This is a genomic window from Klebsiella michiganensis, from assembly GCF_015139575.1.
GTDB classification, from domain to species: Bacteria; Pseudomonadota; Gammaproteobacteria; order Enterobacterales; family Enterobacteriaceae; genus Klebsiella; species Klebsiella michiganensis.
In genome coordinates this window covers 1,963,290-1,978,205 of sequence record NZ_AP022547.1, presented here as the reverse complement: position 1 = coordinate 1,978,205, position 14,916 = coordinate 1,963,290, and the positions used below count along the sequence as shown (strand labels likewise).

Genomic DNA, 14,916 nt, shown 5'->3' with positions numbered 1-14,916 from the left:
GGCCCCTACTCCTCACCGGCCAGCCGCCGATACTGGGCAAAGCGGGCGCGCGCATCCTCCTCGGTTCTGCTAAAAAGCGCATCCGCGAGATGCGGCGTCGTTTTGTGCAGCGAGGCGTAGCGCACTTCGCCAAGCAAAAAGTCGCGGAAACTCTCCTCCGGCTCTTCGGAATCGAGCATAAACGGCGTCTTGCCTTCCGCTTCCCGCTGCGGATGATAGCGCCACAGGTGCCAGTATCCCGCCTCAACCGCCCGTTTCGCCTCGCGCTGGCTGCAGCGCATACCGGCTTTCAGCCCGTGGTTAATGCAGGCGGCGTAGGCAATCACCAGCGACGGTCCCGGCCAGGCTTCGGCCTCGGCGATCGCGCGCAGCGTCTGATCTTTATCGGCGCCCATGGCGACCTGGGCCACGTACACATTGCCGTAGCTCATCGCCATCATGCCAAGATCTTTTTTCCGCGTGCGTTTGCCCTGCGCGGCAAACTTCGCGATGGCCGCCACCGGGGTCGATTTAGACGACTGCCCGCCGGTATTGGAGTAAACCTCGGTATCAAACACCAGAATATTCACGTCTTCCCCGCTCGCCAGCACGTGATCGAGACCGCCGAAGCCGATATCGTAGGCCCAGCCGTCGCCGCCGAAAATCCACTGCGACCGGCGCACAAAATAGTCGCGGTTCTGCCATAGCTGCTCCAGCAGCGGCACGCCCTCTTTTTCCGCCGCCAGCCGTTCGCTGAGCCGGTCCGCGCGCTCGCGGGTACCCTCGCCTTCATCCTGCTTCGCCAGCCACTGGCGCATCGCGTCGAGGAGTTCGTCGCTGACCGGCAGCGCCAGCGCGGCGGTCATATCATCGGCGATTTGTTGACGCACCGCCTGGCCGCCGAGCATCATGCCGAGGCCAAACTCCGCGTTATCCTCAAACAGCGAGTTCGCCCATGCCGGGCCGTGCCCGCGGTGGTTGGTGGTATAGGGAATCGACGGCGCGCTGGCTCCCCAGATTGAAGAGCAGCCGGTGGCGTTAGCGATCAGCATCCGGTCGCCAAACAGCTGGGTTATCAGGCGGGCATAAGGCGTTTCGCCGCATCCCGCGCAGGCGCCGGAAAACTCCAGCAGCGGGGTTTCAAACTGGCTGCCTTTGACCGTCGTCTTCCGGAACGGATTGCTCTTCGGCGTCAGCGCCAGCGCATAGTCCCAGACCGGCGCCATCTGGCGCTGGCTATCAAGAGACTGCATTTTTAACGCCTTGCCGCGCGAAGGACAGATATCCACACAGTTGCCGCAGCCGGAGCAATCCAGCGGCGAAATAGCCAGATGGTAGTGGTACGCCTTCGCTCCCTGAGCGGGTTTGCTCAACAGCCCGGCCGGCGCGGCGTCCTGCTCTTCGCCGTTGAGCAGCGCCGGGCGGATCGCCGCGTGGGGGCAGATAAAGGCGCACTGGTTACACTGCGTGCAGCCCTCCGGCTGCCAGACCGGCACTTCCAGCGCGATCCCGCGTTTCTCCCAGGCGGCGGTGCCCGAGGGAAAGGTGCCGTCTTCCATGCCGACAAACGCGCTTACCGGCAGCTGGTCGCCGCACTGGCGGTTCATCGGCTGCAGAATATCGCGGATGAAATCCGGCATCATGGCTGAAGCCTGCGCCACGGGCTCATCCAGCGTCGCCCAGTGCGCCGGAATGGTCACCTGATGCAGCGAAGCCATGCCCAGCTCGATCGCCCGCTGGTTCATCTCGATCACCGCCGCCCCTTTGCTGCCGTAGCTTTTTTCAACCGCCTGCTTGAGGTAATCCGCCGCGGTCTGCGGGTCGATAATTGCCGCCAGCTTAAAGAATGCCGCCTGCATCAGCATATTAAAGCGCCCGCCCAGCCCGAGCTCGCGGGCGATATCCACGGCGTTCAGGGTATAAAAATGGATATTTTCCCGCGCCAGATAGCGTTTAAAGCCGACCGGCAGATGCTGCTCCAGCTCCGCATCGGACCAGCTGCAGTTGAGTAAAAAGGTCCCGCCCGGCTTTAACCCATCCAGCAGGTCATAGCGCTCCACGTAGGACTGCTGCGAACAGGAGATAAAATCGGCCCGATGAATCAGGTAGGGCGAATTGATCGGCCGGTCGCCGAAGCGCAAATGCGAAACGGTAATGCCGCCGGATTTTTTCGAGTCATAGGAAAAGTAGGCCTGCGCGTAGAGCGGCGTTTTGTCGCCGATGATTTTGATCGCGCTTTTATTGGCCCCGACGGTGCCGTCCGAACCCATGCCCCAAAATTTACAGGCGGTGATGCCATCATGCGAGACCGCCAGCGTCTGCTGGCGCGGGGGCAAAGAAGTAAAGGTGACATCATCAACAATCCCGAGGGTAAACCCGTCCATCGGCAGCGGTTTATTGAGGTTGTCAAAGACCGCCGCGATATCGTTGGGCAGAACGTCCTTACCGCCAAGCGCGTAGCGGCCGCCGACAATCAGCGGCGCATCGTCGTGGTGGTAGAAGGCGTTTTTCACATCCAGGCACAGCGGTTCAGCCTGAGCGCCGGGCTCTTTGGTGCGGTCAAGGACGGCAATGCGCTGTACGGTTTTCGGCAACTGAGCGAAAAAGTGGGCCAGCGAAAAAGGGCGAAACAGATGCACGCTGAGCAGCCCGACCTTCTCTCCCGCCGCGTTCAGCGTATCCACCACTTCCTGAACGGTGTCGCAGACCGACCCCATGGCGATAATCACCCGTTCGGCATCCGCCGCGCCGGTGTAGTTAAACAGATGGTACTCCCGGCCGGTGAGCGCGCTGATTTGCGCCATATAGCTTTCGACAATATCGGGCAGCGCCTGATAAAAACGGTTACCCGCCTCTCTTTCCTGGAAGTAGATATCCGGGTTTTGCGCCGTTCCGCGGATGACCGGATGATCCGGATGCAGCGCGTTACGGCGGAAGCTGTCGAGCGCGGCCCGGTCCAGCAGCGTCGCCAGCTGGTCATATTCCAGCACCTCGATTTTTTGAATTTCGTGCGAGGTGCGGAAACCATCGAAGAAGTTAACAAACGGGATGCGTCCCTTAATCGCCGCCAGATGCGCCACCGCCGACAAATCCATCACCTGCTGCACGTTGTTCTCCGCCAGCATCGCGCAGCCGGTCTGGCGAACCGCCATCACGTCCTGGTGATCGCCAAAAATATTCAGCGAATTGGTCGCCAGCGCCCGGGCGCTGACGTGAAAGACGCCCGGCAGCAGTTCACCGGCGATTTTGTACATGTTGGGGATCATCAGCAGCAGCCCCTGGGAGGCCGTATAGGTGGTGGTGAGCGCCCCGGCCTGCAGCGCGCCGTGTACCGCGCCTGCCGCGCCGGCTTCCGACTGCATCTCCATTAAGCGCACCGGCTGGCCAAAGAGGTTCTTTTTCCCCTGCGCCGCCCACTCGTCGACGTTTTCCGCCATCGGCGTGGAGGGGGTAATGGGGTAAATCGCCGCGACCTCGGTAAAGGCATAAGAGATCCAGGCCGCCGCGGCGTTGCCATCCATTGTTTTCATTTTTCCGGACATTGTTCAATCCTCGAAGGTGAGAGGCATCTTCGCCGCCTCAAATAAGCGGCAAACCCAGTTGTTGCCTCAAGCACAGCCTGTGCCAGCTCGCGGATGACAGAATAGTTGGCGCGAATTCAAAGCGTTATGAAGAGCGTCGTCGCGCAGCGCGCAAAGAGATTGCGTGGAATAAGACACAGGGGGCGACAAGCTGTTGAACAGGCGACAAACCGCCACAATGGCCCCGGCAGACGGAATTGTTCTGTTTCCCACATTTGGTCGCCTTATTGTGCCGTTTTGTTTTACGCCCTGCGCGGCAATGAATTAATAAATTCATAAAAATCATATAAATAAATAAAAAGGCACGGCTGGTATGTTCCCTGCACTTCTCTGCTGGCAAACACACAACCACAGGAGAAGTCACCATGACCATGCGTCAATGCGCTATTTACGGTAAAGGCGGTATCGGCAAATCCACCACTACGCAGAACCTCGTCGCCGCGCTGGCGGAGATGGGTAAGAAAGTGATGATCGTCGGCTGCGATCCGAAGGCGGACTCCACCCGCCTGATCCTGCACGCTAAAGCACAGAACACCATTATGGAGATGGCCGCGGAAGTCGGCTCGGTCGAGGATCTCGAGCTCGAAGACGTGCTGCAAATTGGCTACGGCGACGTGCGCTGCGCGGAATCCGGCGGCCCGGAGCCAGGCGTCGGCTGCGCGGGGCGCGGCGTGATCACGGCGATCAACTTTCTTGAAGAAGAAGGCGCCTACGAGGACGATCTCGATTTTGTCTTCTATGACGTGCTCGGCGACGTGGTCTGCGGCGGCTTCGCCATGCCTATCCGCGAAAACAAAGCCCAGGAGATCTACATCGTCTGCTCCGGCGAAATGATGGCGATGTACGCCGCCAACAATATCTCCAAAGGGATCGTTAAATACGCTAAATCCGGCAAGGTGCGCCTCGGCGGCCTGATCTGTAACTCACGCCAGACCGACCGTGAAGACGAACTGATCATGGCCCTGGCGGAAAAGCTCGGGACCCAGATGATCCACTTTGTCCCCCGCGACAATATCGTGCAGCGCGCGGAGATCCGCCGAATGACGGTGATCGAGTACGACCCCGCCTGCCAGCAGGCCAACGAATACCGCACCCTGGCGCAGAAGATCGTCAACAACACCATGAAAGTGGTGCCGACACCCTGCACCATGGATGAGCTGGAGTCGCTGCTGATGGAGTTCGGCATCATGGAAGAAGAAGACACCAGCATCATTGGTAAAACCGCCGCCGAAGAAAGCGCGGCCTGAGCACAGGACAATAATGATGACCAACGCAACGGGCGAACGTAATCTGGCGCTGATCCAGGAAGTCCTGGAGGTGTTCCCGGAAACCGCGCGAAAAGAGCGCAGAAAGCACATGATGGTCAGCGATCCGCAAATGGAGAGCGTCGGCAAGTGCATTATCTCTAACCGCAAATCACAACCCGGCGTGATGACCGTGCGCGGCTGCGCCTACGCCGGCTCGAAAGGGGTGGTATTCGGGCCAATCAAGGATATGGCCCACATCTCGCACGGGCCGGTCGGCTGCGGCCAGTATTCCCGCGCCGGACGACGCAACTACTACACCGGGGTCAGCGGCGTCGATAGCTTCGGCACGCTGAACTTCACCTCTGATTTTCAGGAGCGCGACATCGTCTTCGGCGGCGATAAAAAGCTCAGCAAACTGATTGAAGAGATGGAGCTGCTGTTCCCGCTCACCAAAGGGATCACCATACAGTCGGAATGCCCGGTGGGGCTGATCGGCGATGATATCAGCGCGGTGGCCAACGCCAGCAGCAAAGCGCTGGATAAACCGGTGATCCCGGTACGCTGCGAAGGCTTTCGCGGCGTGTCGCAGTCGCTGGGGCACCATATCGCCAACGACGTGGTGCGCGACTGGATCCTCAACAATCGCGAAGGACAGCCGTTTGAAACCACTCCTTACGATGTGGCGATCATCGGCGACTACAACATCGGCGGCGACGCCTGGGCCTCGCGCATCCTGCTTGAAGAGATGGGGCTACGGGTGGTCGCGCAGTGGTCCGGCGACGGCACGCTGGTGGAGATGGAGAACACCCCATTCGTCAAGCTGAACCTGGTTCACTGCTACCGTTCGATGAACTATATCGCCCGCCATATGGAGGAGAAACATCAGATTCCGTGGATGGAGTACAACTTCTTCGGGCCGACCAAAATCGCCGAATCGCTGCGCAAAATCGCCGACCAGTTTGACGATACCATTCGCGCGAACGCCGAAGCGGTGATCGCCCGGTATGAGGGGCAGATGGCGGCGATTATCGCCAAATATCGCCCGCGCCTGGAGGGGCGTAAGGTGCTGCTCTATATGGGCGGCCTGCGGCCACGCCACGTTATCGGCGCCTACGAGGATCTCGGCATGGAGATCATCGCCGCCGGGTACGAGTTTGCCCATAACGATGACTACGACCGCACCCTGCCGGATCTGAAAGAGGGCACGCTGCTGTTCGATGACGCCAGCAGCTATGAGCTGGAAGCGTTCGTTAAGGCGCTGAAGCCCGACCTTATCGGCTCCGGCATCAAGGAAAAATATATCTTCCAGAAAATGGGCGTGCCGTTCCGCCAGATGCACTCGTGGGACTATTCCGGCCCGTACCACGGCTACGATGGTTTCGCCATTTTCGCCCGCGATATGGATATGACCCTGAACAACCCGGCGTGGAACGAACTCACCGCGCCGTGGCTGAAGTCTGCGTGATTGCCCACTCACTGTCCCGTCTGTTCACCGATTTGTGGCGCGGGAGGAGAACACCATGAGCCAAACGATTGATAAAATTAATAGCTGCTATCCGCTATTCGAACAGGATGAATACCAGGAGCTGTTCCGCAATAAGCGGCAGCTGGAGGAAGCGCACGATGCCCAGCGCGTGCAGGAGGTCTTTGCCTGGACCACCACCGCCGAGTATGAAGCGCTGAATTTCCAGCGCGAGGCGCTGACCGTTGACCCGGCGAAAGCCTGCCAGCCGCTTGGCGCGGTGCTTTGCTCGCTGGGATTTGCCAATACCCTGCCGTACGTCCACGGCTCCCAGGGGTGCGTGGCCTACTTTCGCACCTATTTTAACCGCCATTTCAAAGAGCCGATCGCCTGCGTCTCCGACTCGATGACCGAAGACGCGGCGGTCTTCGGCGGCAACAACAACATGAATCTGGGTCTGCAGAACGCCAGCGCTCTGTACAAGCCGGAGATCATCGCGGTTTCCACCACCTGCATGGCGGAAGTCATCGGCGATGACCTGCAGGCGTTTATCGCCAACGCCAAAAAAGATGGCTTCGTCGATAGCAGCATCGCCGTGCCCCATGCCCATACGCCAAGCTTTATCGGCAGCCACGTCACCGGCTGGGACAACATGTTTGAAGGCTTCGCCAAAACCTTCACCGCGGACTACCAGGGGCAGCCGGGCAAACTGCAGAAGCTCAATCTGGTGACCGGCTTTGAAACCTATCTCGGCAACTTCCGCGTATTAAAGCGGATGATGGAACAGATGGCGGTGCCGTGCAGCCTGCTCTCCGATCCGTCAGAAGTTCTCGACACGCCCGCCGACGGCCATTATCGGATGTATTCCGGCGGCACCACGCAGCAGGAGATGAAAGAGGCTCCTGACGCCATCGATACGCTGCTTCTGCAGCCGTGGCAGCTGCTGAAGAGCAAAAAAGTGGTGCAGGAGATGTGGAACCAGCCCGCCACCGAGGTCGCGATTCCGCTGGGGCTGGCCGCTACCGATGAACTGCTGATGACCGTCAGCCAACTTAGCGGCAAGCCGATCGCCGACGCCCTCACCCTTGAGCGCGGCCGGCTGGTTGACATGATGCTCGATTCCCACACCTGGCTGCACGGCAAGAAATTTGGCCTGTACGGCGACCCGGACTTCGTGATGGGCCTCACCCGCTTCCTGCTGGAGCTGGGCTGCGAGCCGACGGTGATCCTGAGCCATAACGCCAACAAACGCTGGCAAAAAGCGATGAAGAAAATGCTTGATGCCTCGCCGTACGGGCGCGACAGCGAAGTGTTTATCAACTGCGATTTGTGGCACTTCCGTTCGCTGATGTTCACCCGTCAGCCGGACTTTATGATCGGCAACTCCTACGGCAAGTTTATCCAGCGCGACACCCTGGCGAAGGGCAAAGCCTTTGAAGTACCGCTTATCCGCCTCGGCTTTCCGCTGTTCGACCGCCACCATCTACACCGCCAGACAACCTGGGGTTATGAAGGGGCGATGAACATTGTGACGACGCTGGTAAACGCCGTGCTGGAGAAACTGGATAGCGATACCAGCCAGCTGGGCAAAACCGATTACAGTTTCGATCTCGTCCGTTAACCATCAGGCGCCCCGCGTCATGCGGGGCCAGGAGGGAGTATGCCCATCGTGATTTTCCGTGAGCGCGGCGCGGACCTGTACGCCTATATCGCGAAACAGGATCTGGAGGCGCGAGTGCTCCAGATTGAGCATAACGACGCTGAACGCTGGGGCGGCGCGATTTCGCTGGAAGGGGGACGCCGCTACTACGTCAATCCGCAGCCGGGGCGCCCCACCTTTCCGATAAGCCTGCGCGCGACGCGCGGCGCGTTGATATAAGGAGCTGGAGATGTCCGACAACGATACCCTTTTCTGGCGCATGCTGGCGCTGTTTCAGTCCCTGCCGGACCTGCAGCCGGCGCAAATTGTCGACTGGCTGGCGCAGGAGTGCGGCGAGACGCTGACCCCGGCGCGGCTGGCGACCCTGACCCAGCCGCAGCTGGCCGCCAGCTTTCCCTCCGCGACGGCGGTGATGTCCCCCGCTCGCTGGTCGCGGGTGATGGCGAGCCTGCAGGGCGCGCTGCCCGCCCATTTACGCATCGTTCACCCTGCCCAGCGAACGCCGCAGCTGCTGGCGGCGTTTTGCTCCCAGGATGGCCTGATGATTAACGGCCATTTCGGTCAGGGGCGGCTGTTTTTTATCTACGCGTTCGATGAGCAAGGCGGCTGGCTGCACGATCTGCGCCGCTACCCCTCCGCGCCCACCCAGCAGGAAGCCAGCGAAGTGCGCGCCCGGCTGATTGAAGACTGCCAGCTGCTGTTTTGTCAGGAGATCGGCGGGCCCGCCGCCGCCCGGCTGATCCGCCACCGGATCCACCCGATGAAAGCGCAGCCCGGGACGACGATTCAGGCGCAGTGCGAGGCGATCAATACGCTGCTGGCCGGCCGTTTGCCGCCGTGGCTGGCGAAGCGGCTTAACCGGGATAACCCTCTGGAAGAACGCGTTTTTTAATGCCTGTTTTGTGCTTGTTGCCCGCTGACCCCGCGGGCTTTTTTTCGCGCATGGACGCTCTTCCCGCGTGAGGGTCAGGCATTATTCCGTTCAGGGGAATATTCCGTTCACGGTTGTTCCGGGCTTCTTGATGACGACCGCTGCGGGTGAACGGCATGGGGGGCGTTTCGCCCGCCCCCCATGACCCCCGGCATCGCGCTGAAAATTGCCGCTGCGCGGTACGCTCCACTCCGGCTTCATCTGGCGGAACGGGCGGACTCGACCTCCCTGTCTCGACCGCCCTCTGGCCACCGTCCTGGTGGCCAGTCCTGGATGCGCGCCTGCGTTCTCGCCAATTTTCTTGATGCGCCTAACCCCCTCGCTGCCAGCCTTCCAGCAACAAATAGCCATGCCAGCGCGATATCGCCGTGAACGGAATATTCCACTTATCTTATTATTCGCCAAAACAATTATTCGCCAAAACAAGACACGCCCCGCCATCCCTTGTCCGATTGTTGGCTTTGTCGCAAAGCCAACAACCCTTTTTCTTTAAATATCAAGGCGCCGCTTATGGAGCGCGAATTGCATCTTCCCCCTCATCCCCCACCGTCAACGAGGTCACTATGAAGGGAAATGAAATTCTGGCGCTGCTGGATGAACCGGCCTGTGAACACAACCATAAACAAAAATCCGGCTGCAGCGCGCCCAAACCCGGCGCCACCGCCGGCGGCTGCGCGTTCGACGGCGCGCAGATAACCCTGCTGCCCATTGCCGACGTGGCGCATCTGGTCCATGGCCCCATCGGCTGCGCCGGAAGCTCCTGGGATAACCGCGGCAGCGCCAGCTCCGGCCCCACCCTGAATCGGCTCGGGTTCACCACCGATCTCAACGAACAGGACGTGATTATGGGCCGCGGCGAACGTCGCCTGTTTCACGCCGTGCGCCATATCGTCACCCGTTATCACCCGGCGGCGGTCTTTATCTACAACACCTGCGTACCGGCCATGGAGGGCGATGACCTGGAAGCGGTATGCCAGGCCGCGCAGACCGCCACCGGCGTACCGGTTATCGCCATTGACGCCGCCGGTTTTTACGGCAGTAAAAATCTCGGTAACCGGCTGGCCGGCGAGGTCATGGTGAAACGGGTCATCGGTCAGCGCGAGCCCGCGCCCTGGCCGGAGAGCACGCCCTTTGCCCCGGAGCAGCGTCACGATATTGGCCTGATTGGCGAATTCAATATTGCCGGCGAGTTCTGGCATATTCAGCCGCTGCTCGACGAGCTGGGGATCCGCGTGCTCGGCAGCCTCTCCGGCGATGGCCGTTTCGCCGAGATCCAGACCATGCATCGGGCGCAGGCCAATATGCTGGTCTGCTCGCGGGCGCTAATTAACGTCGCCAGAGCGCTGGAGCAGCGCTACGGCACGCCGTGGTTCGAAGGCAGCTTCTACGGGATCCGCGCCACCTCCGACGCCCTGCGCCAGCTGGCGGCGCTGCTGGGCGATGACGACCTTAGCCAGCGCACCGAAGCGCTGATTGCGCGGGAGGAACAGGCGGCGGAACTGGCGCTACAACCGTGGCGCGAACGGCTGCGCGGCCGCAAAGCGCTGCTCTATACCGGCGGGGTGAAATCCTGGTCGGTGGTCTCGGCGCTTCAGGATTTGGGCATGACCGTGGTGGCAACCGGCACGCGTAAATCCACCGAAGAGGATAAACAGCGGATCCGCGAGCTGATGGGTGAAGAGGCGGTAATGCTGGAAGAAGGCAACGCCCGCACGCTGCTGGATGTGGTCTATCGCTATCAGGCCGACCTGATGATTGCCGGCGGACGCAATATGTACACCGCCTATAAAGCCAGGCTGCCGTTTCTCGATATCAATCAGGAGCGCGAACACGCCTTTGCCGGCTACAAGGGGATCGTCACCCTCGCCCGCCAGCTGTGTCAGACCATCGACAGTCCCATCTGGCCGCAAACCCATGCCCGCGCCCCGTGGCACTAAGGAGTTCACCATGGCAGACATTTTCCGCACCGATAAACCGCTGGCGGTCAGCCCGATCAAGACCGGCCAGCCGCTCGGCGCAATCCTCGCCAGCCTCGGGATCGAACACAGTATTCCTCTGGTCCACGGCGCGCAGGGATGCAGCGCCTTCGCCAAAGTCTTTTTTATTCAACACTTCCACGACCCGGTTCCCCTGCAGTCGACGGCGATGGACCCCACCTCGACGATTATGGGCGCGGACGGCAATATTTTCACCGCCCTGGATACCCTCTGCCAGCGCAACGCGCCGCAGGCTATCGTGCTGCTCAGTACCGGGCTGTCTGAGGCTCAGGGCAGCGACATTTCCCGCGTGGTTCGCCAGTTTCGCGAAGAGTATCCCCGGCACAAGGGCGTGGCGATATTAACCGTTAACACGCCGGATTTTTATGGTTCCATGGAAAACGGCTTCAGCGCGGTGCTCGAGAGCGTCATTGAGCAGTGGGTTGCGCCGACGCCGCGCCCGGCTCAGCGCAATCGCCGGGTCAACCTGCTGGTCAGCCACCTCTGCTCGCCGGGCGATATCGAGTGGCTGCGCCGATGCGTCGAAGCCTTTGGTCTGCAGCCGATAATCCTGCCGGACCTGGCACAATCGATGGATGGGCACCTGGCGCAAGGCGATTTCTCGCCGCTGACCCAGGGCGGGACGCCGCTGCGCCAGATAGAACAGATGGGACAAAGCCTGTGCAGCTTCGCCATTGGCGTCTCCCTCCACCGCGCGTCATCGCTGCTGGCCCCGCGCTGCCGGGGCGAGGTTATCGCCCTGCCGCACCTGATGACCCTCGATCGCTGCGACGCCTTTATTCATCAACTGGCGAAAATTTCCGGACGCGCCGTTCCCCCGTGGCTGGAGCGCCAGCGCGGTCAGCTGCAGGATGCGATGATCGACTGTCATATGTGGCTTCAGGGCCAGCGCATGGCGATAGCGGCGGAAGGCGATCTGCTGGCGGCGTGGTGTGATTTCGCCAACAGCCAGGGGATGCAGCCCGGCCCGCTGGTGGCTCCTACCGGCCATCCCAGCCTGCGCCAGCTGCCGGTGGAACGCGTGGTGCCGGGAGATCTGGAGGATCTGCAAACGCTGCTGTGCGCCCAACCCGCCGACCTGCTGGTGGCCAACTCCCACGCCTGCGACCTGGCGGAGCAGTTTGCGCTGCCGCTGGTGCGCGCGGGTTTTCCGATCTTTGACAAGCTCGGTGAATTCCGCCGGGTGCGTCAGGGATACAGCGGAATGCGCGATACGCTGTTCGAGCTGGCAAACCTGATGCGCGAGCGCCATCACCACCTCGCCCGCTACCGATCGCCGCTTCGCCAGAACACCGAATCTTCACTCTCCACAGGAGGCGCCTATGCCGCCGATTAACCGTCAGTTTGATATGGTCCACTCCGATGAGTGGTCTATGAAGGTCGCCTTCGCCAGTTCCGACTATCGTCATGTCGATCAGCATTTTGGCGCCACGCCGCGGCTGGTGGTATACGGCGTCAAGGCGGATCGGGTCACCCTGATCCGGGTGGTTGATTTCTCCGTTGAGAACGGCCACCAGACGGAGAAGATCGCCAGGCGGGTCCACGCCCTTGAGGATTGCGTCACGCTGTTCTGCGTGGCGATTGGCGACGCGGTTTTTCGTCAGCTGCTGCAGGTCGGCGTCCGCGCCGAACGCGTTCCCGCCGACACTACCATCGTCGGCTTACTGCAGGAGATCCAGCTTTACTGGTACGACAAAGGGCAGCGCAAAAATGCGCGCCAGCGCGACCCGGAGCGCTTTACCCGTCTGCTGCAGGAACAGGAGTGGCATGAGGAACCGGACCCGCGCCGCTAGCCGTGTCGTTTGTGTGACAAAGCCCACAAAACATCCCGACACTGTCGGGCGCATCTTGTCAGGGCAAAATATAACAAATTGAAAATATTGCATTTTATTCTCTGGTATCGCATTTGCTAGTTCGTTAACGCCACCGCACTCCTGCGGTGAACCGCGCCCCGGCGTTTTCCGTCATCATCCCTGGAGCTGACAGCATGTGGAATTACTCCGAGAAAGTGAAAGACCATTTTTTTAATCCCCGCAACGCGCGCGTGGTGGACAACGCCAACGCGGTAGGCGATGTGGGGTCATTAAGCTGCGGCGACGCGCTGCGCCTGATGCTGCGCGTTGACCCGCAAAGCGAAATTATCCAGGAAGCGGGCTTCCAGACCTTCGGCTGCGGCAGCGCCATCGCCTCCTCCTCCGCGCTGACGGAGCTGATTATCGGCCATACCCTGGCCGAAGCCGGGCAGATAACCAATCAGCAGATTGCCGATTATCTCGACGGGCTACCGCCGGAGAAAATGCACTGCTCGGTGATGGGCCAGGAGGCCCTGCGCGCGGCCATCGCCAACTTTCGCGGCGAAAGCCTGGAGGAAGAGCATGAGGAGGGCAAGCTGATCTGCAAATGCTTCGGCGTCGATGAAGGACACATTCGCCGCGCGGTGCAGAACAACGGCCTGACCACCCTTGAAGAGGTGATCAACTACACCAAAGCGGGCGGCGGCTGCACCGCCTGCCACGAAAAAATCGAGCTGGCGCTGGCGGAGATCCTCGCGCAGCCGCCGCAGACGCCGCCCGCCGCGGCCAGCGGCAAAGATCCGCACTGGCAGAGCGTCGTCGAGACCATCGCTGAACTGCGCCCGCATATTCAGGCCGACGGCGGCGATATGTCGCTGCTCAGCGTCGCCAACCACCAGGTGACCGTCAGCCTCTCCGGCAGCTGTAGCGGCTGCATGATGACCGATATGACCCTGGCCTGGCTGCAGCAAAAACTGATGGAACGTACCGGCTGTTATATGGAAGTGGTGGCGGCCTGAGCCGCGGTTAACTGACCCTAGGGGGACAAGATGAAACAGGTTTATCTCGATAACAACGCCACCACCCGTCTGGACCCAATGGTTCTGGAAGCGATGATGCCCTTTTTGACCGACTTTTACGGCAACCCCTCGTCGATACACGATTTTGGCATACCGGCCCAGGCGGCTCTGGAGCGCGCGCATCAACAGGCTGCGGCGCTGCTGGGCGCGGAGTATCCCAGCGAGATCATCTTTACCTCCTGCGCCACCGAAGCTACCGCCACCGCCATCGCCTCGGCCATCGCCCTGCTGCCGGAGCGGCGCGAAATTATCACCAGCGCGGTCGAACATCCGGCGACGCTGGCGGCCTGCGAGCACCTGGAGCGCCAGGGCTACCAGATCCATCGCATCGCGGTGGATAGCGAGGGAGCGCTGGACATGGCGCAGTTCCGCGCCGCGCTCAGCCCGCGCGTCGCGCTGGTCAGCGCCATGTGGGCGAATAACGAAACCGGGGTGCTTTTCCCGATCGCCGAAATGGCGGAGCTGGCCCATGAACAAGGGGCGCTGTTTCACTGCGATGCGGTACAGGTGGTGGGCAAAATGCCGATTGCCGTGGGCGAGACCCGCATCGACATGCTCTCCTGCTCGGCGCATAAGTTTCACGGACCAAAAGGCGTAGGCTGTCTCTATCTGCGCCGGGGAACGCGCTTTCGCCCGCTGCTGCGCGGCGGTCATCAGGAGTACGGTCGGCGCGCCGGGACGGAAAATATCTGCGGAATCGTCGGCATGGGCGCGGCCTGCGAGCTGGCGAATATTCATCTGCCGGGAATGGCGCATATCGGCCAGCTGCGCGACAGGCTGGAGCATCGCCTGCTGGCCAGCGTGCCGTCGGTCATGGTGATGGGCGGTAGCCAGCCGCGGGTGCCCGGCACGGCGAATCTGGCCTTTGAGTTTATTGAGGGTGAGGCCATTCTGCTGCTGCTCAACCAGGCCGGGATCGCCGCCTCCAGCGGCAGCGCCTGCACGTCAGGCTCGCTGGAACCCTCCCACGTGATGCGGGCGATGAATATCCCCTATACCGCCGCCCACGGCACCATCCGCTTTTCCCTCTCGCGCTACACCCGGGAGAAAGAGATCGATTACGTCGTCACCGCGCTGCCGCCGATTATCGACCGGCTGCGCGCGCTGTCGCCCTACTGGCACAACGGCAAGCCGCGCCCGGCGGACGCCGTCTTCACGCCGGTTTACGGCTAAGGCGGAGGTGGCTG

General features: G+C 61.1%; 11 protein-coding genes. 10 read left to right on the top strand and 1 reads right to left on the bottom strand.

What is annotated here, in order from left to right; translation table 11 throughout:
- Positions 1-5: 5 nt before the first annotated feature.
- Positions 6-3,521 (bottom strand): pyruvate:ferredoxin (flavodoxin) oxidoreductase, encoded by a 3,516-nt coding sequence (gene nifJ / locus JLG71_RS09320; protein WP_014838914.1) that lies wholly within the window; start codon positions 3,519-3,521, stop codon positions 6-8.
- Between the two features lie 404 nt (positions 3,522-3,925).
- On the opposite strand from nifJ, the gene nifH reads away from it, so the two are divergent.
- The 10 genes from nifH to nifS all read left to right on the top strand — a co-directional run bounded on the left by nifH (position 3,926) and on the right by nifS (position 14,902).
- Positions 3,926-4,807 (top strand): nitrogenase iron protein, encoded by an 882-nt coding sequence (gene nifH, locus JLG71_RS09315; RefSeq protein ID WP_004852391.1) that lies wholly within the window; start codon positions 3,926-3,928, stop codon positions 4,805-4,807.
- Between the two features lie 16 nt (positions 4,808-4,823).
- Positions 4,824-6,272, top strand: coding sequence for a nitrogenase molybdenum-iron protein alpha chain (gene nifD / locus JLG71_RS09310; protein WP_014230022.1), 1,449 nt, complete (start codon positions 4,824-4,826; stop codon positions 6,270-6,272).
- Between the two features lie 55 nt (positions 6,273-6,327).
- Positions 6,328-7,890, top strand: a complete 1,563-nt coding sequence (gene nifK / locus JLG71_RS09305) for a nitrogenase molybdenum-iron protein subunit beta (RefSeq protein ID WP_025107726.1) — start codon at positions 6,328-6,330, stop codon at positions 7,888-7,890.
- Positions 7,891-7,929: 39 nt separating this feature from the next.
- Entirely contained in the window at positions 7,930-8,148 is a 219-nt protein-coding gene (nifT, locus tag JLG71_RS09300) for a putative nitrogen fixation protein NifT (RefSeq protein WP_025107727.1), read from the top strand.
- A 10-nt stretch (positions 8,149-8,158) separates the two neighbouring features.
- On the top strand, positions 8,159-8,821 hold the full coding sequence (locus tag JLG71_RS09295) for a NifB/NifX family molybdenum-iron cluster-binding protein (RefSeq protein WP_025107728.1): 663 nt from the start codon (positions 8,159-8,161) through the stop codon (positions 8,819-8,821).
- A 602-nt stretch (positions 8,822-9,423) separates the two neighbouring features.
- Positions 9,424-10,797, top strand: coding sequence for a nitrogenase iron-molybdenum cofactor biosynthesis protein NifE (nifE, locus tag JLG71_RS09290; protein WP_025107729.1), 1,374 nt, complete (start codon positions 9,424-9,426; stop codon positions 10,795-10,797).
- 10 nt (positions 10,798-10,807) lie between these two features.
- On the top strand, positions 10,808-12,193 hold the full coding sequence (gene nifN, locus JLG71_RS09285) for a nitrogenase iron-molybdenum cofactor biosynthesis protein NifN (RefSeq protein ID WP_014838918.1): 1,386 nt from the start codon (positions 10,808-10,810) through the stop codon (positions 12,191-12,193).
- The gene (locus JLG71_RS09280; protein WP_049104338.1) at positions 12,180-12,650 is read left to right on the top strand and encodes a NifB/NifX family molybdenum-iron cluster-binding protein; all 471 of its coding nucleotides are present in this window, start codon (positions 12,180-12,182) and stop codon (positions 12,648-12,650) included. The genes nifN and JLG71_RS09280 overlap by 14 nt, the downstream gene beginning before the upstream one ends.
- Positions 12,651-12,844: 194 nt before the next feature.
- Positions 12,845-13,669 (top strand): Fe-S cluster assembly protein NifU, encoded by an 825-nt coding sequence (gene nifU / locus JLG71_RS09275; RefSeq protein ID WP_014230029.1) that lies wholly within the window; start codon positions 12,845-12,847, stop codon positions 13,667-13,669.
- Positions 13,670-13,699: 30 nt separating this feature from the next.
- On the top strand, positions 13,700-14,902 hold the full coding sequence (gene nifS / locus JLG71_RS09270) for a cysteine desulfurase NifS (RefSeq protein ID WP_048260858.1): 1,203 nt from the start codon (positions 13,700-13,702) through the stop codon (positions 14,900-14,902).
- The last annotated feature ends 14 nt before the right edge of the window (positions 14,903-14,916 follow it).